General features: G+C 61.0%; 26 protein-coding genes. 22 read left to right on the top strand and 4 right to left on the bottom strand.

The features are described 5' to 3' along the window. Positions 1-107: 107 nt before the first annotated feature. From urtA to zigA, 14 genes are all read left to right on the top strand, one after another. Positions 108-1,382: an urea ABC transporter substrate-binding protein gene (urtA, locus tag QQF40_RS15155; RefSeq protein WP_285461841.1), complete on the top strand. Its 1,275-nt coding sequence runs from the start codon at positions 108-110 to the stop codon at positions 1,380-1,382. 135 nt (positions 1,383-1,517) lie between these two features. Then, a complete protein-coding gene (urtB, locus tag QQF40_RS15150) occupies positions 1,518-3,170 on the top strand; it encodes an urea ABC transporter permease subunit UrtB (protein ID WP_285461811.1) in 1,653 nt (550 codons plus the stop codon). Between the two features lie 3 nt (positions 3,171-3,173). Continuing rightward, positions 3,174-4,343: an urea ABC transporter permease subunit UrtC gene (urtC, locus tag QQF40_RS15145; RefSeq protein ID WP_285461810.1), complete on the top strand. Its 1,170-nt coding sequence runs from the start codon at positions 3,174-3,176 to the stop codon at positions 4,341-4,343. Beyond that, positions 4,340-5,167, top strand: coding sequence for an urea ABC transporter ATP-binding protein UrtD (gene urtD, locus QQF40_RS15140; RefSeq protein WP_285461809.1), 828 nt, complete (start codon positions 4,340-4,342; stop codon positions 5,165-5,167). The genes urtC and urtD overlap by 4 nt, the downstream gene beginning before the upstream one ends. Before the next feature lie 47 nt (positions 5,168-5,214). Next, positions 5,215-5,952, top strand: a complete 738-nt coding sequence (gene urtE / locus QQF40_RS15135; RefSeq protein WP_285461840.1) for an urea ABC transporter ATP-binding subunit UrtE — start codon at positions 5,215-5,217, stop codon at positions 5,950-5,952. Between the two features lie 11 nt (positions 5,953-5,963). After that, entirely contained in the window at positions 5,964-6,860 is an 897-nt protein-coding gene (locus tag QQF40_RS15130) for an urease accessory protein UreD (RefSeq protein WP_285461808.1), read from the top strand. A gap of 42 nt (positions 6,861-6,902) precedes the next feature. Then, positions 6,903-7,205: an urease subunit gamma gene (gene ureA, locus QQF40_RS15125; protein WP_024952521.1), complete on the top strand. Its 303-nt coding sequence runs from the start codon at positions 6,903-6,905 to the stop codon at positions 7,203-7,205. 11 nt (positions 7,206-7,216) lie between these two features. Continuing rightward, positions 7,217-7,546 carry an urease subunit beta gene (locus QQF40_RS15120; protein WP_285461839.1) on the top strand — a complete coding sequence of 110 codons (330 nt, stop codon included), beginning with the start codon at positions 7,217-7,219 and terminating at the stop codon, positions 7,544-7,546. A 102-nt stretch (positions 7,547-7,648) separates the two neighbouring features. Beyond that, on the top strand, positions 7,649-9,352 hold the full coding sequence (gene ureC, locus QQF40_RS15115) for an urease subunit alpha (protein WP_285461807.1): 1,704 nt from the start codon (positions 7,649-7,651) through the stop codon (positions 9,350-9,352). A gap of 61 nt (positions 9,353-9,413) precedes the next feature. Then, on the top strand, positions 9,414-10,046 hold the full coding sequence (locus QQF40_RS15110; RefSeq protein ID WP_285461806.1) for an urease accessory protein UreE: 633 nt from the start codon (positions 9,414-9,416) through the stop codon (positions 10,044-10,046). Beyond that, entirely contained in the window at positions 10,036-10,737 is a 702-nt protein-coding gene (locus QQF40_RS15105) for an urease accessory protein UreF (RefSeq protein WP_285461805.1), read from the top strand. Before QQF40_RS15110 ends, QQF40_RS15105 begins: the two co-directional genes overlap by 11 nt. Positions 10,738-10,818: 81 nt before the next feature. Continuing rightward, the gene (ureG, locus tag QQF40_RS15100; RefSeq protein WP_285461804.1) at positions 10,819-11,457 is read left to right on the top strand and encodes an urease accessory protein UreG; all 639 of its coding nucleotides are present in this window, start codon (positions 10,819-10,821) and stop codon (positions 11,455-11,457) included. 104 nt (positions 11,458-11,561) lie between these two features. Then, positions 11,562-12,146, top strand: coding sequence for a HupE/UreJ family protein (locus QQF40_RS15095; RefSeq protein WP_285461803.1), 585 nt, complete (start codon positions 11,562-11,564; stop codon positions 12,144-12,146). Between the two features lie 308 nt (positions 12,147-12,454). Then, on the top strand, positions 12,455-13,699 hold the full coding sequence (gene zigA, locus QQF40_RS15090) for a zinc metallochaperone GTPase ZigA (RefSeq protein ID WP_285461802.1): 1,245 nt from the start codon (positions 12,455-12,457) through the stop codon (positions 13,697-13,699). A 154-nt stretch (positions 13,700-13,853) separates the two neighbouring features. Here the strand turns inward: zigA and QQF40_RS15085 are convergent, their stop codons facing one another. Together QQF40_RS15085 and QQF40_RS15080 are read right to left on the bottom strand one after the other, a co-directional pair. Next, entirely contained in the window at positions 13,854-14,696 is an 843-nt protein-coding gene (locus QQF40_RS15085) for a metal ABC transporter permease (RefSeq protein ID WP_285461801.1), read from the bottom strand. Then, complete coding sequence (locus tag QQF40_RS15080) at positions 14,696-15,484, bottom strand: metal ABC transporter ATP-binding protein (protein WP_285461800.1); 789 nt, start codon at positions 15,482-15,484, stop codon at positions 14,696-14,698. The genes QQF40_RS15085 and QQF40_RS15080 overlap by 1 nt, the downstream gene beginning before the upstream one ends. 126 nt (positions 15,485-15,610) lie before the next feature. On the opposite strand from QQF40_RS15080, the gene QQF40_RS15075 reads away from it, so the two are divergent. The 6 genes from QQF40_RS15075 to QQF40_RS15050 all read left to right on the top strand — a co-directional run bounded on the left by QQF40_RS15075 (position 15,611) and on the right by QQF40_RS15050 (position 21,567). Then, positions 15,611-16,684, top strand: a complete 1,074-nt coding sequence (locus tag QQF40_RS15075) for a zinc ABC transporter substrate-binding protein (protein WP_285461799.1) — start codon at positions 15,611-15,613, stop codon at positions 16,682-16,684. Between the two features lie 92 nt (positions 16,685-16,776). Continuing rightward, positions 16,777-17,205, top strand: coding sequence for a DUF4440 domain-containing protein (locus QQF40_RS15070; RefSeq protein ID WP_285461798.1), 429 nt, complete (start codon positions 16,777-16,779; stop codon positions 17,203-17,205). Positions 17,206-17,344: 139 nt separating this feature from the next. Beyond that, complete coding sequence (gene folE2 / locus QQF40_RS15065) at positions 17,345-18,244, top strand: GTP cyclohydrolase FolE2 (protein ID WP_285461797.1); 900 nt, start codon at positions 17,345-17,347, stop codon at positions 18,242-18,244. A 447-nt stretch (positions 18,245-18,691) separates the two neighbouring features. Further along, entirely contained in the window at positions 18,692-19,654 is a 963-nt protein-coding gene (locus QQF40_RS15060; RefSeq protein ID WP_285461796.1) for a TRAP transporter substrate-binding protein, read from the top strand. A gap of 3 nt (positions 19,655-19,657) precedes the next feature. Then, a complete protein-coding gene (locus tag QQF40_RS15055) occupies positions 19,658-20,287 on the top strand; it encodes a TRAP transporter small permease (protein ID WP_285461795.1) in 630 nt (209 codons plus the stop codon). Beyond that, entirely contained in the window at positions 20,284-21,567 is a 1,284-nt protein-coding gene (locus QQF40_RS15050) for a TRAP transporter large permease (RefSeq protein WP_024952532.1), read from the top strand. Before QQF40_RS15055 ends, QQF40_RS15050 begins: the two co-directional genes overlap by 4 nt. A 174-nt stretch (positions 21,568-21,741) precedes the next feature. On the opposite strand, the gene QQF40_RS15045 is transcribed toward QQF40_RS15050, so the two are convergent. Further along, complete coding sequence (locus QQF40_RS15045) at positions 21,742-22,710, bottom strand: DMT family transporter (RefSeq protein WP_285461794.1); 969 nt, start codon at positions 22,708-22,710, stop codon at positions 21,742-21,744. Positions 22,711-22,873: 163 nt separating this feature from the next. Between QQF40_RS15045 and QQF40_RS15040 the strand changes: the two genes are divergently transcribed. Beyond that, positions 22,874-23,794 (top strand): LysR substrate-binding domain-containing protein, encoded by a 921-nt coding sequence (locus QQF40_RS15040; protein WP_285461793.1) that lies wholly within the window; start codon positions 22,874-22,876, stop codon positions 23,792-23,794. 247 nt (positions 23,795-24,041) lie between these two features. Here the strand turns inward: QQF40_RS15040 and QQF40_RS15035 are convergent, their stop codons facing one another. Further along, positions 24,042-25,043: an IS30 family transposase gene (locus QQF40_RS15035; protein ID WP_285461792.1), complete on the bottom strand. Its 1,002-nt coding sequence runs from the start codon at positions 25,041-25,043 to the stop codon at positions 24,042-24,044. Positions 25,044-25,171: 128 nt separating this feature from the next. Here QQF40_RS15035 and QQF40_RS15030 point away from each other — a divergent pair, with 128 nt between their 5' ends. Further along, complete coding sequence (locus QQF40_RS15030) at positions 25,172-26,506, top strand: O-antigen ligase family protein (RefSeq protein ID WP_285461791.1); 1,335 nt, start codon at positions 25,172-25,174, stop codon at positions 26,504-26,506. Positions 26,507-26,761: the final 255 nt, after the last annotated feature.

Here is a 26,761-nt window from a genome sequence, read left to right as displayed (position 1 = left end):
GGTCGGTGCTATGGCATTGATTGGCATATCGATTGCACTACATGAAGAGGGATAACAAGTACAACAAGACACGAGGGAATGTCGTGAACAAGAAAATCGCTGCCGCAATGCTATCCGCCTGTGTCGGTTTCTCGCTGGCCAATGTCGCCCAGGCGGAAGAAGGGCCGATCAAGGTCGGCATCCTGCATTCACTGTCCGGCACCATGGCGATCAGTGAATCGACACTGAAAGACACCATGTTGATGCTGATCGAGAAGCAGAACGAGAACGGCGGGCTGCTGGGACGCAAGCTGGAGCCTGTCGTGGTCGATCCGGCTTCCAACTGGCCGCTGTTCGCCGAGAAGGCGCGTGAGCTGTTGGCGCAGGACAAGGTCGACGTAATCTTCGGCAACTGGACGTCTGTCTCGCGCAAGTCGGTGCTGCCGGTGGTCGAGGAGCTCAACGGCCTGCTGTTCTATCCGGTGCAGTATGAGGGCGAGGAGTCCTCGGAGAACGTCTTCTACACAGGAGCGGCGCCCAATCAGCAGGCAATTCCGGCAGTGGATTATCTGATGAACGACGTGGGCGTGGAGCGCTGGGTGCTGGCGGGCACGGATTATGTCTATCCGCGAACCACCAACAAGATCCTGGCGGCCTACCTCAAGTCGAAGGGCGTGGCGGACGAGGATGTAATGGTCAATTACACCCCCTTCGGCCATTCCAACTGGCAGTCCATCGTCTCGGACATCAAGTCCTTCGGCAGTGCCGGCAAGAAGACGGCCGTGGTGTCCACCATCAATGGCGATGCCAACGTGCCGTTCTATCGTGAGCTGGCCAACCAGGGCATCAATGCCGAGGACATCCCGGTGGTGGCCTTCTCGGTGGGCGAGCAGGAACTCTCGGGCATCGATACTGCGCCGCTGGTCGGCCACCTGGCCGCCTGGAACTACTTCATGAGCGTGGACAGCGACACCAACTACGACTTCATCGATGAGTGGATCGATTACACCGGCAAGGAAGATGCGGTCACCAACGACCCGATGGAAGCCCACTACATCGGCTTCAACATGTGGATGGAAGCCGCTCGCAAGGCGGGCAGTGTCGAGGTCGACGCGGTCAAGGACGCCATCATCGGCGTATCCGTTCCCAACCTGACCGACGGCTACGCCACCATGATGCCCAACCATCACATCACCAAGCCGGTGCTGATCGGAGAGATCCAGGACAACGGCCAGTTCTCCGTCGTCTGGCAGACCCCGTCCACCGTGGCAGGCGATGCCTGGTCGGACTATCTGGAAGGTTCCAGGGACCTGATCAGTGACTGGCGCAAGCCGATGGAATGCGGCAACTACAATGTCGTGACCCATTCCTGTGGGGCTCAACAGAGCGTTGCGGCGCAATGATGCGTAGCACGTTCTGAGAGCGAGGCGGTGTGCTGGCTCACCTGCTTGCCGCCTCGTTGAGTGTCAGTCTCCAAAGCCACGATGCCTTTGGAGACTGATGACGCCTTTGTGCGTTCACCATGGATGGCCTTCTTGATGTCTATCTCCGTTGCAACGATGTTCCGCTGGTACTGGCAGTGGATGCTGCTGGTCTGTCTTCTTTCATTCCCCCTGTTTGTCGCTGCCCAGTCCGAGTCCGCGACTGGGCAGTCTGCGCGCCTGTCTGACGGCGCTGCCCAATCCCTGTTGACCCAGCTTGCCGAGGCACGCAACCCGGCCAAGCCGGCCGTGATCGATGAGATCGCCATGAGCGGCGATGCGCGTGCACGTGGCTGGCTGGAAGCCTTTTCCGCCAGCAAGCTGGCTCGCCTCAAGGACGCCGAGCGCTTCTTGATCATCGACAACAATCGCGGCCGTGAGTGGGCCGTTTCCGACGCCCTGTCGGGAGAATCGGCGGGCAAGGTCTCGCGCCGCGAACTCAAGACCCTGCGCAGCAACAACTCGCTGCGTGGGCATATCGATGGCGTGCTCTCGATGATCGACCTGTCTTCCCCGGATGCCGAGATCAGACTCGCGGCGGCGCGCGGTTTGCGCGGCAGTGTCGATGAGGCCATGGCCGAGCGGTTGCCGAGCCTGATCGAGCAGGAGGGTGATGACGCTATCCGCGCCACGCTCAAGGAAGCCCTCGCCATCCAGCAGCTGGAAGCCACTGGCGACCCCGCGGCGCTGGAGACTCTGTCCGGCAGCCTGAACGCCGCCGCGATCGCCGCCATCAATGGCGCCGCGGTGAGTGATGATCCGAAGCTGGCTCAGGCCGCCAAGGTGGCGCTGGCCGGTATCGAGCAGAAGCTTCAGCTCAATAGCGGGCTCGAGACGCTCTACTTCGGCCTCTCGCTGGGTTCGGTACTGGTACTGGCCGCCATCGGCCTTGCCATCACCTTCGGTGTCATGGGCGTGATCAACATGGCGCATGGTGAACTGATCATGCTGGGTGCCTACACCACCTGGGGCATGCAGCAGCTATTGCCGGGGCAGCCGGGGCTGGCGCTGCTGCTGTCGATTCCGGCGGGCTTTCTGGTCGCGGCGGCGGTGGGGGTGATCATCGAGCGCAGCGTCATCCAGCACCTCAAGGGGCGTCCGCTTGAGACCTTGCTGGCCACCTTCGGCATCAGCCTGATCCTGCAGCAGCTGGTGCGTACCACCATCTCGCCCCTGAATCGCATCGTGGTCACGCCGGAGTGGATGAGTGGCTCACTGATGATCAACGAGGCGCTGTCACTGACGCTCAATCGCCTCTACATCATCGGCTTCGCGCTGTTCGTGTTCGCTGCTCTGATGCTGATCATGCGCCGCACCCGGCTCGGTCTTGAAGTCCGTGCGGTGACCCAGAACCGTGCCATGGCGCGCTCGATGGGCATCAAGGCGACCCGCGTCGACATCATGACCTTCGCGCTCGGCTCCGGCGTGGCTGGCCTTGCCGGTGTCGCGCTCTCCCAGATCACCAACGTCGGGCCGAACCTAGGCCAGAACTACATCATCGATTCCTTCATGGTCGTGGTGTTCGGCGGGGTCGGCAATCTGTGGGGCACGCTGGTGGCCGGCATGTCGCTGGGGCTGCTCAATCAGTTTCTCGAGCCCTGGGCGGGAGCGGTTCTCGCCAAGATCGTGGTGCTGGTCTTCATCATCCTGTTCATTCAAAAGCGCCCGCGGGGACTCTTCCCGCAGAAGGGCCGCGCCGCGGAGGGTTGATCCATGCCTGATTCACGTTCCTGGCTGGCGCGCCCCTTCACGGAGCGCTCCACCCAGATCTTTCTCGCGGTGCTGACGCTGTCGGTGCTCGCGATCACATTGCTGCATGTGCTGCTGCCCGAGGGGCATCCGCTGCATGTCAGCACCTTCACCGTCACCCTGCTGGGCAAGTACCTGTGCTATGCGCTGCTGGCGGTGGCGGTGGACCTCGTCTGGGGCTATCTGGGCATTCTCAGCCTGGGCCACGGTGCCTTCTTCGCGCTGGGCGGTTACGCCATGGGCATGTACCTGATGCGTGAGATCGGTGACCGCGGCGTCTATGGCAATCCGGAACTGCCAGACTTCATGGTCTTCCTCAACTGGCAGGAGCTGCCGTGGTTCTGGCAGGGCTTCGACATGCCCGGCTTCGCCTTCCTGATGGTGCTGTTGGCCCCGGGGCTGCTGGCGCTGGTGTTCGGCTTTTTGGCCTTCCGCTCCCGCGTCACCGGTGTCTACCTCTCGATCATCACCCAGGCGCTGACCTTCGCCTTGATGCTGGCGTTCTTCCGCAACGAGATGGGCTTCGGTGGCAACAACGGGCTGACCGACTTCAAGGACATTCTCGGCTTCGACCTGCGTACGGATGCGGTGCGCATCGCGCTGTTCATCGCCAGTGGCGTGGCGCTGGGGCTCGGCTATCTACTGTGTCGTGGCATCGTCGGCTCCAAGCTGGGGCGTCTGAGTATCGCCTGTCGCGATGCCGAGGCGCGCACGCGCTTTCTGGGTTACCGCGTCGAACGTGTCCAGCTGTTCATCTTCGTGGTCTCGGCGATGCTGGCCGGAGTGGCGGGAGCGCTGTATGTGCCGCAGGTCGGCATCATCAACCCCGGCGAGTTCTCGCCACTGTTCTCCATCGAGGTGGTGGTGTGGGTGGCGCTCGGTGGCCGCGCGACGCTCTACGGCGCCGTGCTGGGCGCGCTGATCGTCAATTACGCCAAGACGGTGTTCACCGGCATCATGCCGGACGCCTGGCTGTTCGCTCTCGGCGGACTGTTCGTGCTGGTCACCGTGCTGTTGCCCAAGGGCATCGCCGGACTCTTCGCCCAGGGTGGCTGGGGCAGGCGCTCGCAGGCGTCCGCGGACAAGACCGAATCGGCATCCGGTTCCCGTTCCATCGAGGAGGCCACCGCATGAGCCTGTTGAAAGAAATGGCCACGCGTGACCGCGTGTTCGACTTCCTGACCCCGCGCATCTCGCCGGTGGATGTGACCCACGGGCCGATCCTCTATCTGGAGGATGTCAGTGTCAGCTTCGATGGCTTCAAGGCGATCAATGATCTCAACCTGACCATCGACGATGGTGAGCTGCGCTGCATCATCGGCCCCAACGGCGCGGGCAAGACCACGATGATGGACATCATCACCGGCAAGACGCGCCCCGACAGTGGCTCGGTATGGTTCGGCAGCCGCCACGATCTGCTGCACATGAGTGAGCCCGAGATCGCCACCCTGGGCATCGGGCGCAAGTTCCAGAAGCCCACCGTCTTCGAGGCGCTCAGCGTGTTCGAGAATCTCGAACTCGCGATGGCCACTGACAAGCGCATCTTCCCGACCCTGACCGCACGCATGACCGGCGAGACTCGGGCTCGGATCGAGGAAGTGCTGCAGACGATTCATCTCAAGGAATGGCATGCGCGCGAGGCCGGCATCCTGTCCCACGGCCAGAAGCAGTGGCTGGAGATCGGCATGCTGTTGATGCAGAAACCTCGGCTGCTACTGGTCGATGAGCCGGTGGCCGGCATGACCGAGCAGGAGATGGAGCGCACCGCGGAGCTGCTGACCAGCCTGGCGGGACGCCAGTCGGTGGTGGTGGTCGAGCACGACATGGGCTTCGTGCGCTCCATCGCGCGCAAGGTCACGGTGTTGCATCAGGGCGCTGTATTGGCGGAAGGCAGTATGGATGCGGTATCGAGCGACCCGAAAGTCGTCGAGGTCTACCTGGGAGAGAGTGACGGATGACGCAAGCGCTGAACACCAATGCCCTGATGTCAGGCGGCGAGCCGCCGCTGCTGACCATCGACACGCTCAACCAGTTCTACGGGGAAAGCCACACGCTGTGGGATCTGACGCTGGAGATTCCCGTTGGGCAATGCACCTGCGTGATGGGCCGCAACGGCGTCGGCAAGACCACGCTGATGAAATGCATCATGGGCGAGGAGAGCGTCCGTGACGGCAAGCTCCTGTACCGCGCCGATGGCGATGCCAGTGGTAGCGGCTCCAGTCGCAATGAGCCGCTGGACCTGACGCGGCGCAAGCTCGAGGAGCGCGCCCGCCTGGGAGTCGGCTATGTCCCCCAGGGACGGCAGATCTTCCCGATGATGACGGTGGAAGAGAATCTGCGCACCGGGCTTGCCGTGCGCCGTGATGGCCTGCGTCAGATTCCCGAGCGCATCTATGAGCTGTTTCCCGTGCTCAAGGAAATGCGTCACCGGCGCGGGGGCGACCTGTCCGGCGGCCAGCAGCAACAGCTCGCCATCGGCCGCGCGCTGGTGATCGAACCACGCCTGCTGATTCTCGATGAGCCCGGCGAAGGCATCCAGCCCAATATCGTCGCCCAGATAGGCGAGGTCATCCGCCGCCTGATCAAGGAAGACGGTCTGACGGTATTGCTGGTCGAGCAGAAGCTGCCCTTTGCGCGCAAGTACGCCGATCGCTTCGTGATCATGGATCGCGGCCGGCAGATGGCCGAAGGCGAGATCGCGGCGCTGTCCGATGAATTGATCAAGCAGCACCTGACCGTATGACGATCCAGCGCATGATTTCCGCAGACGGCGCGACGGATGTCGCCTCCGGCCATCGCTTCGATGATCAGCGTCAGTGGCAGGCGTCGCTGGCGCTGCGCTTCGAGACCGACACCCGCGATGGCGCAGGCCCCATCACGCGACTGACGCGTCGTCGTCATTACGGCCCTCTGCGCGTGCAGCGGCCGTTCTATCCGGAAGGCCGCCACGGCTGCTGCCATGTCTATCTGCTGCATCCCCCCGGCGGGCTGGTCAGTGGTGATGCGCTGCATATCACGGCAGAGGTCGAGGAAGGCGCGCAGGTGCTGTTGACCACGCCGGCGGCCGCCAAGCTCTACAAGGCGGATCGCAACGGCGTGGCCTGGGGCCAGCACACCCATCTCAAGGTCGCCGACGGCGCCACTCTGGAATGGCTGCCTCAGGAAACGCTGGCCTTCAATGGCTCGCGCGGCGAGCAGACCACCACCCTCGAGCTTGTGGGCAATGCCCGTTGTCTGGGTTGGGAGGTGCTGGCACTCGGCCGCCCGATCGGTGAGCTGCCCTTCGTCAGCGGCCATCTGGAACAACGCTTTCGCCTGACGCGTGACGGCAAGCCAATGTGGATCGAGCGCCAGTCACTGGACCCGCTGCATCCGCGCTTCACGGGACGCTGGGGGCAGGGCGGATGCAGTGTCCAGGCCACGCTGTGGGCGGTCGGGCTTGCAGATGAGGCGGCGGCCATCGAGGCGCTGCGTGAGGCGATGCCTGCCTCCCCACGCTGGGCGGTGACGCGTCGCGAAGGCGTGCTGCTGCTGCGCTATCTGGGGCATGAACGCAACGAGGCCTGGGCACTGTGCCAGCAGGCATGGCGGATCCTGCGCCCACTGATGACGGGGCTTGAGGCACAGGTGCCACGTATCTGGCTGACCTGATCTTGAAGACCCCCACGCAATGACAACCACAAGAGCCACGACATGGAACTGACGCCAAGAGACAAGGACAAGCTGTTGCTGTTTACCGCAGCACTGCTGGCCGAGCGCCGCAAGGCCAAGGGCCTCAAGCTCAACTATCCGGAATCCATCGCCTTGATCAGCGCCGAGATCCTGGAAGGCGCACGCGAAGGATTGAGTGTGGCTGAGCTGATGGGACGCGGGGCAGAGGTGCTGACCCGTGATGACGTGATGGAAGGCATCGCCGAGATGATTCCCGAAGTGCAGGTAGAGGCGACCTTCCCGGATGGCACCAAGCTGGTGACCGTTCACAACCCCATCGTGTGAGGTGAGCAATGATGATTCCCGGTGAATATCAGGTGGCGGACGGCGAGATCTCTCTCTGCGAGGACCGCCTGCGCACCACGCTCTCGGTCGGCAATACCGGCGACCGACCGATCCAGATCGGCTCGCACTATCACTTTGCCGAGGCCAATCCGGCGCTGGTGTTCGATCGCGAGGCCGCCCTCGGACAGCGCCTGGACATCGCCGCCGGAACGGCGATTCGCTTCGAGCCCGGGCAGACGCGTGACGTCACGCTGATTCCCTTCGCCGGCAGTCGCCACATCCATGGCTTCCGTGGCGAGGTGATGGGACAGCTCAAGGATGACGGCAGTGTCGAGCGCTGAGCGAGTGACAACCTTTCCGCCAAGGCGTCAGGCAATGGCACCGACAGGCATTTACCTTGGAGCTCATTCAAAGACTGCGGCTCAGGGAGCAAGAGGCAACCCATGAAGATAACGCGACAGGCCTATGCCGACATGTACGGCCCGACCACCGGGGACCGCGTACGTCTGGGCGACACGGCACTGTGGATCGAGGTGGAAAAGGACTTCACCCACTATGGCGAAGAGGTGAAGTTCGGCGGTGGCAAGGTGATCCGCGATGGCATGGGCCAGAGCCAGCGCGCTGATGAGAGCGTGATGGATACCGTGATCACCAATGCGCTGATTCTGGACTGGTGGGGTATCGTCAAGGCGGATGTCGGTCTCAAGGCCGGGCGCATTGCAGCCATTGGCAAGGCCGGCAATCCCGACACCCAGCCTGACGTGGATATCGTGATTGGCCCGGGCACCGAGATCATCGCCGGCGAGGGCAAGGTTCTCACCGCCGGTGGCGTCGACCCGCACATCCACTTCATCTGCCCTCAGCAGGTGGAAGAGGCGCTGATGAGCGGCATCACCACCATGCTCGGCGGTGGGACGGGGCCGGCCACCGGTACCAATGCCACCACCTGTACGCCGGGGCCCTGGCACATCGGCAAGATGCTGCAGGCGGTGGACAGCCTGCCGATGAACATCGGCTTTCTCGGCAAGGGCAATGCCTCGTTGCCCGAGGGGCTGGAGCAGCAGATCGAGGCTGGCGTGATCGGCCTCAAGCTGCATGAGGACTGGGGCACGTCGCCAGCCTCCATCGACAACTGTCTCACGGTGGCAGACGCCTACGACGTGCAGGTGGCGATCCATACCGACACCCTGAATGAATCAGGCTTCGTCGAGGATACGCTGGCGGCCTTCAAGGACCGTTGCATCCACACCTTCCACACCGAAGGTGCCGGTGGCGGCCATGCGCCGGACATCATCACTGCCTGTTCGCGGCCCAATGTGTTGCCGTCCTCCACCAACCCGACGCGCCCCTACACCATCAATACGGTGGATGAGCATCTCGACATGCTGATGGTCTGCCACCACCTGGACCCGAGCATCCCCGAGGATGTGGCCTTCGCCGATTCGCGCATTCGCCGCGAGACCATCGCCGCCGAGGATATCCTGCATGACCTGGGTGTCATCTCGATGATGTCCTCGGATTCCCAGGCGATGGGCCGTGTGGGCGAGGTGATCTGCCGCACCTGGCAGACCGCACACAAGATGCGCGAGCAACGCGGCCTGCTGGCGGAGGATGCCGAGCGCGGCACCGACAACTTCCGCGCCCGCCGCTATATCGCCAAGTACACCATCAACTCGGCCATTACCCACGGTATCGCCCATGAGGTCGGCTCCATCGAGGTCGGCAAGCTGGCGGATCTGGTGCTGTGGTCACCGGCGTTCTTCGGCGTCAAACCGGCCTGCATTCTCAAGGGCGGCATGATCGCCGCCGCGCCGATGGGCGACCCGAATGCCTCGATTCCCACGCCGCAGCCAGTGCATTACCGCCCGATGTTCGGCGCCTTCGGCAAGGCAGCCAGCGCCACGCGCCTGACCTTCGTCTCCCAGGCGGCACTCAAGGCCGGTGTCGGCGAGGCACTCGGACTCGACAGCCCATTGTCTGCCTGCCGCGACGTACGCCAGGTGCGCAAGTGTGACATGAAGCTCAACGATGCCTGCCCGGAGCTCAAGGTCGACCCCGAAACCTACGAAGTCTTCGCCGACGGTGAGCTTCTGACCTGTGAGCCTGCCACCGAGTTGCCCCTGGCCCAGCGCTATCACCTGTTCTGAAGACCGGTTCTGAGGGCCTGTTTCTAGAGCCTGTTCTGATTCCCTATTCGAGATTGACGCCATGATGGAACTGATACATCGCCTGCCAGACGCCAGTGGCTCAGGCGACCCAGCGAGCGCTCACACCGAGGCGGAGCCTCTGGATACCTTGACTCTGCCGCTGGAGCTGCGAATCCGTGGGCGGCTGCGTGCCACCACCGACGGCGGGCGCGAGGTCGGTCTGTTTCTGGATCGCGGACCGGTGCTGCGTGACGGTGACCGCCTGGCTTCACGCGATGGTGAGGTGATCCGCATCCGCGCCGCAGATGAGCCGGTAGTGACTGCCCACATCGCCGCCGGGCGTCCGATGGCCGCGCTCTGCTATCACTTGGGCAATCGTCATGTGCAGCTCGCGATCGGCATGCAGGACGCTGAAGCCCAGACCGGAGCCGCGATCCAGACCGGCTGGGTGCGCTTCCCGCCGGATCACGTGCTGGAAGAACTGGCCGAGCGTCTGGGCGCGACTCTCACCCATCACGAGGCGCCCTTTGACCCTGAGCCAGGTGCCTATGCCCAGGTGGGGCAGGGGCATGCTCATTCTCACGGTCATTCACACGGTCATGGCCACGGCCACTCACACGGTCATGATCATGACCATGAGCACAGCCACGGTCATTCTCATAGCCACGCCCATGAACACACGCATGAGCACTGATGCCATGGTGGGCCTGCCGGCTCAGGAGGACCTTGCACTGCTGGGGCTGTTGCAGCTGGTGAGTCCGGCCTTGCCCATTGGCGCCTTTGCCTGGTCCCAGGGGCTGGAAAGTGCCTTCGAGCTTGGCTGGGTCACTCACGAGCAGGAGCTTGGCGAGTGGATCGACGGCGTGCTGGAAGACGGGCTCGGCCGTTGTGAGCTGCCACTGTTGGTGCGTCTGCAGCAGGCATGGGCCGAGGGGGATGCAGCGGCGCTCGACGAGTGGGATGGCTGGCTCAAGGCGACGCGCGAAACCGCCGAACTCAGCGATGAGGATGCGCGTCTCGGGGCGGCGTTGCTGCGTCTGCTCAGAAGCCTCGAACTTGAACCGCCAGCGGCGCTGATGCCCGAGTCGCCGGGCTACGTCACGGTGTTCGCCTGGGTAGCGCATCAGCGTGGCGTACCACCGCGTCAGACCTTGATCGGCTTCGCCTGGGCCTGGCTGGAAAACCAGCTGGCGGTGGCCTGCAAGGCCATGCCGCTTGGGCATACCGCCGCGCAGCGCCTGACTGAGCAGCTGCGGCCCCGCGTGGTGGAGGTGGTCGCGCAGGCGCTTGAACGCCCGGATGCTGAGCTTGGCCCGATATTGCCGGGGCTGGCCCTCGCTTCCGCACAGCACGAAACACAATATTCCCGTCTGTTCAGGAGCTGAGCCAAGGCTGCCAGTCCCTGGGCGGCGGTGCCTGAACCGACCGACATGAACGTCTGATATCTCACGAGAAAGGAAGCTGTCATGAAGCATTGTCTACGCGTAGGAGTGGGTGGGCCGGTGGGCTCCGGCAAGACGGCGCTGTTGCGCCAGCTGTGTCTGGCCCTGCGTGATCATTACGACATCGGGGTGGTCACCAATGACATCTACACCCGCGAAGATGCCGATTTCCTGCTGCGCCATGAAGCGCTGGAGGCGGACCGCATTCTCGGCGTCGAGACCGGCGGCTGTCCGCATACCGCGATCCGCGAGGACGCCTCGATGAATCTGGCGGCCATCGATGATCTCCAGGCGCGCCATCCGGACATGGAGCTGGTGCTGGTGGAATCCGGGGGCGACAACCTGTCCGCGACCTTCAGTCCCGAACTTTCCGACCTCACCCTCTATGTGATCGACGTCTCGGCAGGCGACAAGATTCCACGCAAGGGTGGGCCGGGCATCACCAAGTCGGATCTTCTGATCATCAACAAGATCGACATCGCCGAGCAGGTGCATGCCTCGCTTGAGGTGATGGACCGTGACTCGCGCAAGATGCGCGGCGAGCGGCCCTTCGTGTTCGCCAACCTGTACGACGGCGTCGGCCTGGAAGAGATCATCACCTTCATTCTGGATCGCGGCATGCTGCCGGAGCGTCGCCCACAAAAACTGGCGGCACAGGCCTGACGGCGCAGCGTTTTCTGCCGCTTGCTCAGGATCCATTGTCACCCGGTAGTCGACGCACGACGGGGATCGGGTGAAATCATCATCATCTTGTTCAGGAATGACACATGAAACGTTCTCACTCCGCACTGCTGGCCACTTCTCTGCTGCTGGTGGCGACATCGGCCTCTGCACATCCGGGCCATGATGCCCAGGGACTGATGGCCGGTTTGACGCATCCCTTCACCGGGCTGGATCACCTGCTGGCCATGCTGGCCATCGGCATCTGGAGCGCGCGTCAGTCGCGGATCTTGACGCATTGCACGCCGCTGCTGATGGCCATCGGCATGCTGGCGGGGGCCGGTATTGCGCTTCTCAGCGGTGGACAGGCGCTGCATGCGCTGATCGCTGAGCAGGGCATCCTGCTCTCGGTGCTGGTGTCCGGTGCGCTGGTGGCATTGCTGCTGCGTCTGCCGACCCTGGCAGGTGCCGTCATGGTGGCCGGCTTCATGGCCTTCCACGGCTTCGCCCACGCGCTGGAAATGCCGGCAGCTGGCAGTGCCATGGCTTACATGGCGGGCTTCGTGGCCGCGACACTGGTCCTGGCGTTGCTGGGCCGTGTAGTGGGGCAGCGCCTGATGAGCGTGCCCACTATCGCGTCTCGTCTGGTGGGCGGGGCAGTGATGGCCTCTGCCGTGATGATGGCGGTCTGATCGTCACCTGACATTCCTTGCGACGAGAAACGCACTGCTGATTGCAACACTCTACGCCCCGCCGGCTTGCCAGCGGGGCGTCTTCTTTTTCTCTGATGCTGATGAGACAAGGGGATAGGGCGGTTCATCAGAAAAAGGCTGACGAATAATTATGTTATAACGTATCATTTGTCGCATCTGATGATCGAGAAGCCAGAGGTCACCCACGTCCAGGCACTCACCTGACCCTGAGCCTGACCCTGGGCCGGCAAGGATGCCGTCATGCGCGCACGACGTGGCAATGACCCAATCCATTGAGGTAGAGCCTGATGACTTCCCCCCGAATATCTCCATCGAACTCCCTGCCGCAGCCCCTGCCAGTGACCGTGCTGTCCGGTTTTCTGGGCGCCGGCAAGACGACACTGTTGAATCATATTCTGGCCAACCGTGAAGGGCGGCGAGTCGCGGTGATCGTCAATGACATGAGCGAGGTCAACATCGACGCCGCCATGGTGCGTGGCGCACCTGGCACAGGCGGCGAGGTGGCGCTCAATCGCGCCGAGGAACAGCTGGTGGAGATGAGCAATGGCTGCATCTGCTGCACGTTGCGCGAGGACCTGCTCATCGAGGTGCGCCGGCTGGCCGAGGAAGGCCGCTTCGACTGTCTGGTAATCGAATCCACCGGCATTTCCGAGCCACTGCCGGTGGCGGAGACCTTTACCTTTGAAGGTGAGGATGGTCAGTGCCTCTCGGATGTCGCGCGTCTCGATACCATGGTTACGGTCGTGGATGGCGCCAACTTCCTCACCCAGTATCGCGAGGCGCAGTCTCTGGCGGAAGCGGGGGAAAGCCTTGGTGAAGACGATGAACGCAATGTCGCCGACCTGCTCGTCGATCAGATCGAGTTCAGTGATGTGCTGTTGATCAGCAAGACGGACCTGCTCGATGCCTCGCAGCTGGACGAGCTGAGCGCAGTACTGCGTTCACTCAACCCGGAGGCCGAGATTCTGCCCATGACGCAGGGCGCCGTGCCACTCGAAAAGGTGCTGGATACCGCCCGCTTTAGCTTCGATCGCGCGCAGCAGGCGCCGGGCTGGTTGAAGGAGATGCGCGGCGAGCACGTGCCGGAGACCGAGGAGTACGGCATCTCGAGCTTCTCTTACCATGCCCGTGTGCCGTTCCATCCCGAGAAATTCCATCAGCTGCTCCACGGTGACTGGTTCGGTGGCAAGCTGCTGCGCTCCAAGGGCTTCTTCTGGCTGGCCACGCGTCCACAGTTCGCGGGGCAGTGGAATCAGGCCGGTGGCATCGCGCACTATGGGTTCGGCGGCATGTTCTGGAGGGCAGTGCCGGAGGTCGAATGGCCAGAAGACCCCGAGTACCTGGAGTCGATCCGGGAAAAGTGGCAGGAGCCGTTCGGCGACATGCGTCAGGAGCTCGTCTTCATCGGTCAGAATCTGGATGAAGTGCGCATCTGCAAGGCGCTGGATGAATGTCTGCTCGATGACGCCACGTTACTGGCGGGCAAGGAAGCCTGGCGTACTCTGCCTGACCCGTTCCCCGCCTGGGAGTGAGTGGCGGCGCCTGAGACCCTGATCTGCTGATATTCGCCAAGACACCCCGCTGATCCGCGATCAGTGGGGTGTCTTCATTGGTGGCGCGTCTATTACGCTCCTGATCGGCTTCGTACTGATCGACCGTCGTGCTGATCAAGATGGGAGGAGGCTGTTACTTTCCACGAGCAGGCGCTTCGCTGCTGGCCTGAGAAACGAGGCGTGAGATGCGTGTCGCGACAGTGCTCAGGGCAAACAGCAGGGTGGCGAGGCACACAATGGTCGGGCCGGTGGGGGTATCCAGCCAGTAGGCTGCCTGCAGGCCGCCGGTGGTGGAAATCCCGCCGATGATGGCTGCGGTGATCGCCATGAGTTCGGGGGTATGGCAGAAGCGACGCGCGGTGGCCGCCGGAATGATCAGCAGTGCGGTGATCAGAAGCGCACCGACCACCTTGAGGGCGACCGCGACTACCACGGCCAGCGACAGTGTCAGCACCAGCTGCTCGCGTCGTGGGTTGATGCCGCTGGCTCGCGCCAGGTCCTCGTTGAGCGTGGCGGTGAGCAATGCTGACCAGCGCCAGCGTATGAGGCCGATGACCAGCAGGCCACCTGAGGTGATGATGACAAGATCCATCTTGTTCACTGCCAGAATGTCACCGAACAGATAGGCCATCAGGTCGATGCGTACGCCTGGCAGGAAGGAGACGGCCACCAGGCCGAAGGCGAGAGCGGAGTGCGCCATGACGCCAAGCAGGGTGTCCATGGCATAGCCACGTCCACTGAGCAGGGTCACCAGTGTCGCCATGATCAGCGAGACGGCGAGCACGCCGACCAGAATCGAGGTGGACATCAATAGTGACAGGGCTACGCCGAGAATCGCGGCATGGGCCGTGGCATCGCCGAAATAGGCCATGCGTCGCCAGACGACGAAACAGCCCAAGGGTGCTGCTGCAAGCGCGACGGCAATACCCGCCAGTGCGGCGCGGACCATGAAGTCGTCCATGAAAGCGTCGAGCATTAGTGCAGTCTCTCTGAAATGGGAGTCGTGGAAGTACGTGGCGGGATGCTGTCATCCATCGGCGGTGCCGAGTGGCTGTGGTGATGGCTGTGTCGATGGTCATGGCGGTAGAAGGCGAGGGCATCGGCGGTGTCGAGTCCGAACAGATCCTGGTAGGCCGATGAGGCCATGACACGCTCGGGCGTGCCCTGGCAGCAGACGTGCCCATGCAGACAGACGACGCGGTCCGAGGCGCGCATCACCACATGCAGCTCGTGACTGACCATCAGGACTCCGCAACCGAGGGTGTGACGGACACGGTCGATCTGACGGTAGAAGTCCGCGATGCCTCGGTGATCCAGTCCCTGAGTCGCCTCATCCAGCAGCAGGAGATCAGGGGAGTCCAGCAGTGCGCGCGCCAGCAGAACGCGCTGGAACTGGCCGCCGGAGAGGCTGGCGATCTGCTGCACCTCGGCGCCGGGGATCCCGGCCTGAAGGAGAGCGTGGGCCACGGCATCCAGCGAATGCCGATGTGGCAGGTTGAGAAAGCGCTCCACCGTCATCGGCAGTGTCGGATCAAGGCTCAGGCGTTGGGGAACATAGCCGATCTTGAGTCCGGGCTGTCGCGTTATCTGGCCACGCGAAGGGGTGATGGCCCCGATGATGCTGCGAAGCAGCGTGGATTTTCCCGATCCATTCGGTCCTACCAGGGTGACGATTTCGCCGCGCTCCACCTGCAGGTCGACCGCTTCGAGGATGCGATGCCTGCCAAGCGTGACACAGAGATTCTTGATCGATAACAGCGACATGGAGACCTCTTGGCGCTGAAGAGTTGACGGGGAAGTGACTATTAATGTTATGTTATAACATATTATGGTTGGTCATTGCAGCCTTCGATCTTCCTTCCGCGATATCGCCTCTATTGGAGAACCGTCATGCGTCATCGGTTTTTGCCTTGTCTCTCTCTGCCCCTGATGTTGGCACCTGCCGTAGCAGTGGCCGAGGTGCCCTCGGTCGCGGTGGACATCCCTCCCGTGCATTCATTGGTCTCGCGCGTCATGGGAGAGCTGGGCAGCCCCGATCTGGTCATTCAGCCGGGTGCGTCTCCGCACGGCTATTCCATGCGGACCTCCGAAGCCAGATCACTGGCTGACGCGGATATCGTGTTCTTCGTCAGTGATGATTTGACGCCCTGGCTTGCCAAGGCACGTACGTCGCTGGCGGCGGATGCCGATGCCGTCGAGCTGATGGAAGTGCCCGGTACCCTTCATCTGAACTATCGCGAGGGCGCCACCTTCGAAGCGCATCATCATGATGACGAGGCATCTCCCGAACATGATGAAGCGCATGGCGATCACGATGAGCATCACGGTGGTGATCATCATGAACACGGTGACCATGACGAGCATCATGATGGCGGTCACGAAGTCCATGCGGAGCACGACGAGCATCACGGCGGCCATGACGAGCACCATGAGCATGCCTACGATGGAATGAACCCGCATGGCTGGCTGGACCCGATGAATGCGCATCTCTGGTTGGCGGCGATTGCTGAATCGCTGGCAGCGCAGGACCCGGAGCACGCGGCCACCTATCGCAGCAATGCCCAGGCCGGGCAGCAGGAGCTCGAGGCGATGACGGACGCATTGTCAGCACGTCTGGCGCAGGTGCAGGGCACTCGTTACATCGTCTTCCATGATGCCTACCAGTACTTCGAGCACCGCTTCGATGCTCCGGCCTCCGGTGCCATCTCGCTGGGAGATGCCTCCACGCCCAGCCCGGCTCGCATCAAGGAGATCCAGGCGCGCGTGGCGCGGGACAACATCCAGTGCGTCTTCCGTGAGCCACAGTACAACCCGGCGTTGATCGAGAGTGTCTTCGAAGGCACCGGCGTCAAGACCTCCATCGTCTTCGAGCCGCTGGGTGTCGGGCTGGAACTGGGCGAGACACTCTATCCGCAGCTGATCGAGCGCCTGGGGCAGGGCATCCTGCAGTGTGCTGACGCCTGAGCGATCACGTGACATATGGGCGGAGAGGCCGGCAGGCCCCCGTCTTTCCTTCCAAATCCTCAAGAGCCTCATCCTCAAGGGAGAGCCACAGCATGCCTCATCCGACGTCCCCTCCATTGACGGAACGTGACGCTGAATTCTGCATCAATGCCGCCACGCGCACGCTTGAGCGCTGGGCGATCGCCGTCACTCGCGGGGAAAAGGAGACGCTTCTCTCGCTGTACGCCGAGGATGCGATCCTGGTGCCGACGGTTGCGGATGACGTGCGTGAGAATCGCCAGCAGCGTCAGGCCTACTTCGATGGCTTTCTCGCCAATGAGGCACTGGCCTGCGAGCTGGGGGAGTACTCACCTCGTGTCAGCCGCAAGCTGGGGACCGTCGTGATCGGCGGGCACTACACCTTCGAGTATCGCGCCGCTGACGAGACGGTCACGATACCGGCCCGCTTTCTGTTCACCTTCGAGGAGATTCTCGGCGAGTGGAAGATCACCGGCCATCACTCCTCGCGACAGGCGGAATGATCCTGCGCTGACGTCGAATCGTCCGCGCTGTGTGCTTCACCTCTCCTGACACTCCCCACACTTCGGTTGAACTCAGTGCCTGCCTCCCCCCGGCGTGAGGGAGGCGGCAGTGATGAGAGCCGCTCTGGATATCTGACGAATGACCGCAATACTCCCCGACATTTCCCTGACCGAGCGCTCCCGCTCCCTGAGCCCCCTGGAATGGGTGGGCATGCAGGGAATCGATCTGCCCGTACTCATCGAGGAGGGCGATTATCGTCGTGAATTGCATGCCCGTGTAGATGCGCAGGTCGATCTGCCGATGCCGCACACCAAGGGCATTCACATGTCGCGCCTCTACCGCCTGCTGGATGGGCTGGCGGAGGGCGAGGCGCTGACCCCGGGCAATCTGCAGGGGGTACTTGCCGCGATGGTGGCAAGCCATCATGACTGCGCCTCGCGCAATGCACGTGTCAGGCTGGAATTCGCGCTGCTGCTGAAGCGTCCGGCGCTAGTCACACCGGAGCTCTCTGGCTGGAAGTCGTATCCCGTCATGCTGGAGGCCAATCTGCAAGAGGGCAGATTCACGTTGCAGGCCAGTGTCACGGTGGGCTATTCCTCCACCTGTCCCTGCTCGGCGGCCCTGTCGCGCCAGCTGATAGAGCAGGCGTTCCTGGAGGCTCACCGCAACGACGCCACGCTGACCCCGGAGCAGGTCGCCGAGTGGCTCACCCAGCATGCCACCCTGGCCACGCCCCACAGCCAGCGCAGTGAAGCGCTGGTTCAGGTCACGCTCAAGCCTGAAGCCAAGGATCTGGGGCTGATCGGGTTGATCGATGCCATCGAGCAGGCCGTGGCGACGCCAGTCCAGACGGCCGTGAAACGCGCCGATGAGCAGGCGTTTGCGGCGCTCAATGGTCAGAATCTGATGTTCGTCGAAGACGCCGCACGCCGCTTGATCAATGGTCTGTCGATCACCGACGGCGAAGCGCATGTCCATGTGCGCCATATCGAGAGCCTTCACCCCCACGACGCCGTCGCCTGGGGGCGCCGTGGCTGAGTGACGGCCAGCCGCACTCTTCTCCCCATTCCGTTGAGGCCCTGGCATCTCTGATGCGCCTGCAAGCCCTGCCGAGAATATCGGCGGGGCTTTTGGCTTTCCAGGGACTCCAGATTGACGAAAGCCTCTGATGTCGCACATGCCAGTTGCTGTTGGTGTGGTTTGCCATCCAGTCCAGATGGAGTCAGAAATGGCGAATTGTTGCGTATTTTTCTAGACAAAGGTCTATTTCTACGGCGGAGTGATTGACCTTCGCGGCGGTGGACGACTAAGTTTTGCTTCATCTGGTATGGTTTGCAGTCCACTTTGGGAGGTGGAATGTGTTCGTGAAACCCTGAGCCTTCCTCGTCACATGCTCAGGTCCGGACCGTTCAAGCAGCAAGCCAGACCCGATACGCCCATCTCCAGAATCATAACAATCAAAGGGATTCGACAATGAAGCGAGCCATGCTTGCCGCCACACTGTTAGCCGCCGCCTTGGGTACCACAACCGCGCATGCAGAGAAGATCGTATTTGCCATCGGGGGGAGCCCCAACAGTCTGCAGGGCCAGACTGCGCAACATTTCGCCGATAGTCTGCAAGCTCGACTTGGGGATGAGCATCAAGTCGAGTACTACCACAGTGGCCAGCTGGGCGATGAGCGACAGCTGATCCAGAAGCTGCGTCTCGGAACGGTTGACCTGGCCGCGATTTCCTCGGTGATGTCGTCCGTCTCGCCAAGCTTTGCGCTGTTTGACATGCCGTTCATGGTCAAGGACCGCGAGCATCTCAAGCGCATCGATGATGAGATCGTGATGACGGACCTGGCCGAGGATGCCAAGGCCAAGGGCCTCAAGCTGGTCTCCACCTGGGAGAACGGCTTCCGGCAGATCACCAACAATGAACACCCCGTGGTGGAGCCGGAAGATCTGGACGGACTGAAGCTGCGTACCCCGCAGAGTGAATGGCGTACCGGCATGTTCACGGCGTGGGGTGCCAATCCGACCCCGATGGCCTTCTCGGAAGTCTTCGTGGCACTCCAGACCGGGGTTGTCGATGGCCAGGAGAACCCGCTGTCCAACATCGATGGCGCCAAGTTCCAGGAGGTCCAGAAGTACCTGTCACTCTCCAATCATGTCTATTCGCCCATCTGGCTGACCAGCAGTCAGGCTGGCTGGAACAAGATGCCCGAGGAGGTGAAGACCGCGATTGCCGAGGTGTCCGCCGAGACCCAGAGCTGGGCCTTCGCCAAGGGTGCAGAACTGGATGACAAGCTGCTGGCGAGCCTCAAGGCAGGCGGCATGGCCGTCAATGAAGTGGACCGGGATGCCTTTGTCACCGCGAGTGCGCCTGTCTATCAAGCGTTCTCCGACAAGGTTGACGGTGGCCAGGCGCTGGTCGACCGGGCCATGGCACTGGCCAAGGAGTAAGTCATGAGCTCGCATTCCCATGCGGCCAAGGCAACCTTCCCCACCGAGAGTGGGGAAGGACTGACGGCCAAGGCTGACGTCACACTGCTGGACAGAGTGAATCGAGTGGTAGAACGCTGTCTGGAGGTATTTACCGTCGGGCTACTGCTCTCATTGACGGTGATCGTGCTGGCGGCGGTGGCCTTGCGTACCTTCGGCGGCTCCTTGCCCTGGTATGACGAGGTCGCCTCGATCAATCTGGCCTGGCTAAGCTTCTATGGCGCTGGACTGGCGGCCTTGAAACGTTCCCATATGGGGTTCCCTGGCCTTATCACCAAGGCGCCCATTGCGCTGCGCAGTACACTCTTCATTATCTCTGAGCTAATCGTGATCGGATTCTTTACCGTGGTGGGCTGGTTCGGTTACCAGGTGCTGGACGTGCTGGCCTGGGATTCCCTCATCGCCTTGCCGACCATCGGTCTGGATATTACCCAGTCGGTGATTCCGATCAGTGCGGCGCTCTTCATCCTGTGTGAACTGCTGAGTCTGCCTCATGCCTGGCGAAAGATGTGTGCAGGCGTCAACAGCGAAGAGGAAGAGATCGCGGAAGCCATCCGTCTCGCCGAGCAAGACCTCAAGGAGCACCGTTCATGACGCTACTGATCATTATCGCGGCGCTGTTCGCACTGGTGTTGATCAACGTGCCCATTGCGGTCGCCATCGGCACCGTCGGGGTCGTCGGAGTGGTGATCTTCATGGGCGTGGACGCGCTGGTGAACGTACCGCTGACACTCTTCAATGGCGCCACCAAGTTCCCGCTGATCGCGATTCCGCTGTTCATTCTGGCCGGCGCGCTGATGAATACCTCGGGCATTTCCATGCGACTGATCAATCTCGTCACGGCCATGGTTGGGTTCGTGCGCGGTGGTCTGGCCATGGTCAATGTGGGGGTATCGCTGTTCTTCGCCGAGATTTCCGGCTCCGCGGTGGCCGATGTGGCCGCGACGGGTTCGGTGCTGATACCCGAGATGAAGAAGCGCAAATACACGCCGCAGTTCTCGGCGGCGATCACGTCGTCTTCGGCGTCGCTTGCCATCATCATCCCGCCGTCGCTGTCGATGATTCTCTATGGCGCCATCGCGGACACGTCCATCGTCAAGCTGTTCGTCGCCGGCATTATCCCGGGGATTCTGGGCGGTCTGGGGCTGGCGATGCTCTGCTATTACTACGCCCGCAAGTACGATATGCCGCGTGAGGCTGCCTTCTCGCTGTCGACACTCGGCAAGGCATTCCGCGAGGCCTTCTGGGCCCTGACGCTGCCGGTCATCATCCTGGGTGGCATCTTTGGCGGCTTCGTGACCGCTACCGAAGGCGCGGGCATCGCCGTGCTGGCAGCGCTGGTCATCGGTGGGCTGGTGTATCGTGAGCTGAACCTGCAGGTGCTGTATCGCGCGGTGATCGATGGCGTGATTCAGACCTCGGTCGTGATGCTGCTGGTCGCCACATCCGCGGTCCTGGGGCTGTTCCTGACCGAGATGCAGCTGCCGCAACAGTTGGCCCAGGAGATCACCGCGATCACTACGGACCCGGTAGCTGTACTGGCGTTGCTCAATATCCTGCTGCTGCTGTTGGGGATGTTCCTGCATGGTGCCGCAGCCATCATTCTGGTAGTGCCGATCGTGATGCCATTGATCCAGCAGATCGGCATCGATCCCATCCACTTCGGCCTGATCCTGACCCTCAATCTGGCCATCGGTCAGCAGACACCCCCCGTGGCCTCGGTGCTGGCCACCTCATGCTCCATCGCCAAGACGGACATGTGGGAGACCACCAAGGTCAATCTGCCGATGATCTTCGTGCTCTTCCTGGTGCTGATGCTGGTTACCTACGTGCCGGCGATTCCCATGAGTCTTGTCGAGCACTTCTATGGTTAAGCGCTTTGGCTGAGAGCAATGGTTGAGAGGGCAGTGAGGGAGGCTGCCCGCCAGACATGCCAGGGCCGCCCTTTGAGGCGGCCTTGGCATGTCTGAAACAGGTGAGTGAAATAGGCGCGTGAAGTCCGCGGGGTATGACCATTAGCCAGGCCAGGTTTCATCAGGCGGGGGATTTCACTGCTCCGACCCAGCAATGGTTTTGCCTGGTGGTATCTGCCGAGGGCTGGACACACGCTGCTCGGCGCGCAGCGTCCACATGACACCGCCGAGTATCAACAGCATGCCCAGCACTTCATTGGTCTGCGGCCATTGCCATGCCAGCAGATACCCGTAGAGCAACGCGCAGCAGGTCTCGAAGACGATCATCTGACCGCCTACTGATACCGGCAGGCGCTGGGCCGAGGAATTCCACAGGGCATTGGCGATCCAGGAACCCCCGACCGACATGAACAGGGCTGCAGCAGCGAAGGCCAGCCAGCGTTCGAACGAGAGCTCCAGCGGCAGTATCCGCGGTTGCAAGACGGCGACCAGCACAAGAATCATCACTGCCACGACCCCGGTCGCGATGCCTTGCAGGGTGGACCACTCTCGCGCGGAAAAACGTCCGGCCTTGAGCTGCTGGGCATTGCGCAGCGCGAACCATGCCCAGGACATTACGCCGATCGAGCCACACAGCATGCCGAGCAGGTCTTGCCAATTTCCCGCGCCCTGCAGGAAGCGAAGCAGAACAGGCACGTTCATGCAGACGATTCCCACCCCGATCAGCGTCAGGGACAGGCTCACGGACAGGCGGCTCGCCTGAATATGGCGTCTCCCGATCAACATCACCGCCACCGGCACCAGTCCGTTGATCAATGCTGCAATGGCCACGCCGGCATATTGGACGGCCGCCGTCAGCAGGATGAAATACGCCACATTGCCCGTCAGCGCCAACTCCAGCAGCAAGCGGGTATCGCGCGTAGTGAGGCGAGAGGCCAGTCGGCGAGCATGGGGTAACGCGATCGCCGCGGCAAAGAGTCCGTAGAGCCCGAAACGCGCGCATCTGATGACCACTGGATGGATGTCGCCAAGTAGTGATGGCAACACGATGACGCCTCCCCAGAGGGCACCTGCCATGCCAGCATGGACTATTGCTTTCTTCATGATGAGTCGCCCTTGTCTTGATCAAGGGGCCACTCTAATGCGTTACTTCGTGATCAAGCAGCGACTTTACTGCATCAAGCCATTCCACCAAGGAATGTATGGCGAGAGAGCTGCCATACATCATCTTCTCGAACGCAAACACTGATAGACCCGGGGAGCCCCCATGGCAGGACGCTTTCGCCATCTTCCCTCACTAGAGGGTCTCGCGGCCTTCGAGTCCGTGAGTCGTTTGGGAAGCTTTACCAGCGCCGCCGATGAGCTGTGTCTGACCCAGAGCGCCGTCAGCAAGCAGATTCGTGCGCTGGAGGCGTCACTTGGCACGCCACTGTTCGTGCGCAAGGCGCGCGGTGCCACGCTCTCCAATGCGGGAATACTCTACCAGCAGCACATTCTCCCGGCGCTGCAAGGGCTCGAGATGGCTGGGCAGCGTCTGCGTGCGCTCCAGCACCCTGATACCGTCAGCGTGCTGGCAACGCATGCCGTCTCCCAGTATTGGCTGTTCCCCTGCCTGTTGACCTTCAGCGCCGAGCACCCCGAGATCACCGTGCACATCCACGCCAGCAACGAGATGGATGCCAGTATGGTGCCGGACCATGATCTCGCGATTCTCTATGGTGACGGCGAATGGCCAGCACTGGGTGCCACGCCGCTGATTCACGAAGATATCTATCCGGTGGCGCGCCCGGATGTCATCAAGGAGCAGGAGCTTTCGCTGGAAGAGTTGACTCAGCGGCCGCTGATTCAGCTGGACTCCTCCTGGAACTGCATGGACTGGTCTCACTGGTTTGCCCACTTCGGTATCCACTACCGTCCGCCCAAGTCTGACATCACCTTCAATCAGCTGACGCTGACCTACGCCGCCATCCAGCGAGGCGCCGGCATCGGGCTGGCGTGGGACTTCATGGCGGCGGAGGCCATTGCCAAGGGCGATTTGGTTCGTGTCACGGACCATCGCGCGATCACAGGTCTGGCTGAGCATCTTGTCCACGATCTTCACCAACCGTTATCGGCCTCCGCGCGATTGTTCCGAGATTGGCTGATCGCGAAGGCTGGAGAGGGCGGTGTGACAGGGCAGAATGTCTGAGCAGTAGGGCTGAGCGTGATGGGTACAGAGGGCCCCGGGGCTTCATCAGGCTTTCAAGTAAGCCGAGCGCAGGGAGGGATATATGCCGGGAGTGACTACTGAAGCACTGATCAAAGTGATATTCAGGTTTTACTAAAGTATATATTTTAAGGGTAGAGGCATTGGTCCGAGGTTGATGTCTAGCCCATGCTTGATAGCCCATTCATCGAGATAGGTTTGGCGGTCTCAAGTTCCAAGCGCAACGCTATTAAAGGGTGCTCGGACCGCCGACGGATTTCTTGAGCACCTCGGCGTAGACTTCTAGTGGGGTTCGCCAGTCCAGTGTCTGGCGAGGCCGTGTGTTCAGTGAGTCGGCGATCTCGTCGAGCTCTTCTTGGTTGTAGACGGAGAGATCCGTGCCCTTTGGCAAATACTGCCGCAACAGCCCGTTGGTGTTCTCGTTCGAACCTCGCTGCCAAGGGCTACGCGGGTCATAGATCGCCGTGCCGGTCTTCTGGGTGATCTCGGCATGTTTCACCATCTCTCTGCCTTGATCGTAGGTCATGGACAAGCGCAGCGATCGCGGCACCTCGTTTAGCTTGTCGCTGAAGCCAACGGCCGCTGCGGTGGCAGTGGTGCCATCCACTTTCGCCAAAATCACCAATCGCGTGGTGCGTTCCACCAGCGTACCGACGGCAGAGCGATTGTTGGCACCGATGATGAGATCGCCTTCCCAGTGGCCAGGCATCAAACGATCTTCGACCTCAGGCGGTCGCGCGTGGATGCTAACCAGACCGGGAATCTGGTTGCGCCGATCCGTGCCACGACTTCGTGGCCGGCGTTTGCCGTTGCCTTGTCGCAGGCAGGCGATGAGTTCCTTCTTGAGGCTGCCGCGGGGCATCCCATAGAGCGCGTTGTAGATGGCCTCATGCGAGACCTGTCGACGTGAATCGTTGGGAGACATGCGATTCAGTGTGCGGGCTAACTGTTGCGGTGACCAGTACTTGCGCAGCAGATGGACCACGACTTCAAACAACTCTCCGTCGGGATGCAGCTTGGGACGCCGACGGGGCCGATGGCGTGTCAGGCGAGCCCGGTAGCCTGCGAGGCTGGCATCGTGGCCATTGATGGAGTGGCGAGCGATTTCTCGCGACACGGTACTCGGTGCACGGCCCAGATGATGGGCGATAGCTCGGATCGAGTGAGTCGCTCTCATCATCATGATGGCGGCTCGGTCTTCAGCAGAAAGATGGCGATAGCAGTGGTTCATGGCAACACCGTACCTGATGGGTCACGTGTTGCACTTGGTCATTGAGACCGCCCTGGAATATAGGCGATAAAACAATATTTTTGTTGTAATATATCGTTTTTCATCCTGTCTGGAGATGGCAAACGAGCATGATGGTTACAAATAAGTGGGACGAAGGGGCAGGTTGGAAAAGTCCTGGATGGTTGCTGCTCATCGGAGTGGCGTCATTGATGGTGTATACGTTTTTCAATATTCCCGCTGGCGATATCGCCAAACCGGCAGAAACATTATTGGCATTTTCTGGTTTGATCGCATTTTGTATATGGGGCAAAGGATTTCGACGCCCAGTGCTGCTATTGCTTGGGGCAGTCGTAGCGGTGCAGTTGATCTCCTGGTGGGCGGGATTGTCTCATCATCCACAATGGATGGACTCCTCGCCAAGATTGGCGCTGCTTGCCAAGCTGTTCATATTCATCAGCGTAGCCTGGTGGTTACGTGGCAGTACGCGAAATACGCTACTTCTCTGGGGTGTTGCAGCGACTGGCTTTTTATTGACTACCTTTTTTCTGGCGCCGCCGAATGATGAAAACTGGATAACAGGACTTTCCGGTGAGAGAGCTGATTTCGGGATACGCAACGCGCAACATTCCTCAATGTTCTTTGGTACCCTGTTATTGGGCTTGGTAGCATTTTCTAAACGTATCTGTCAGCCGGGGAGTCGCCAAGGGGTGCGCATTACCTTATGGGGGATGGCACTGATTATCGCGCTGGCAGGTATTGTCGTTGGTCAAACACGGGCAGTTTGGATTGGTACTATAGTATCACTTGGCTTAGGGTTGTCGGTCTGGGGTGGCTTTGTCGTAATGCGTCGTGGTATCCGCCAATTCTTGAAATACCTATCAATGTTTTTGGCTGCATTAGCCTTGTTGATGGTAGTGTTTGGACTAGGCTTGGGGGATTCTCTTGAAAAGCGTGTCAATAAAGAAAGTGATGTGATAACCCAAGTATTGAAGGGCGAGTTGACCCAAATCCCGTATACCAGCGTTGGTATCAGAGTCAATAGCTGGATCGCGGCAAGCGAATGGATCGTCGAGCGCCCACTGATAGGTTGGGGTGCAAAAGGCAAAAGTCTTGTAATGCGCGAGACGTCTTGGATTCCTAGTTGGCTATCGGAGAAAGTTGGCCATTTACATAATTACTTCATGGAAATCTGGGTAGCCTATGGCCTCTTGGGGTTATTAGCCATAGGTGCATTAATGATATGGATCGGTCGTGCGACCTGGTTGGCTTGGCGAGCAGGGGTCATGCCAAGTGATATGGCTTTCTTTGGGATGATATTCTTTATTTTCTGGATGATCATCAACCAGTTTGAATCCTATGAGTCTATGTGGACTGGGTTGTATATTCACAACATTGTTGTTGGAGGCCTAGTAACTCATTACTGGCGTTGGCGCCATGAGCAGCAGAAGCAGATTGAATGCTAACCTGCTGCGTTCCTGAAATATCAGGATATTGATAATATTACGCAACGCTACAGCAATGAATACTCAAGCCCCATGCAGATTTCACTGCGTGGGGCTTTTTCTTTATGGAAGGCCTCTGGAGCGAAAGAGGCTCACTACTCCAGATACTATTGTCTCGTCGTAATGGGAAATACGATAGGCTCTGATAGAGCCTCAGGCTGGCAGAGCTACGGCTGGTACGAGTTGGCTTGGAGTCCATGTAACGGATAGAAAACA

The sequence above is a fragment of the Cobetia sp. LC6 genome, assembly GCF_030264805.1.
Classification (GTDB): domain Bacteria; phylum Pseudomonadota; class Gammaproteobacteria; order Pseudomonadales; family Halomonadaceae; genus Cobetia.
The sequence above is the reverse complement of the archived record's forward strand: the minus strand, read 5'-3'. Positions and strand labels throughout refer to the sequence as shown.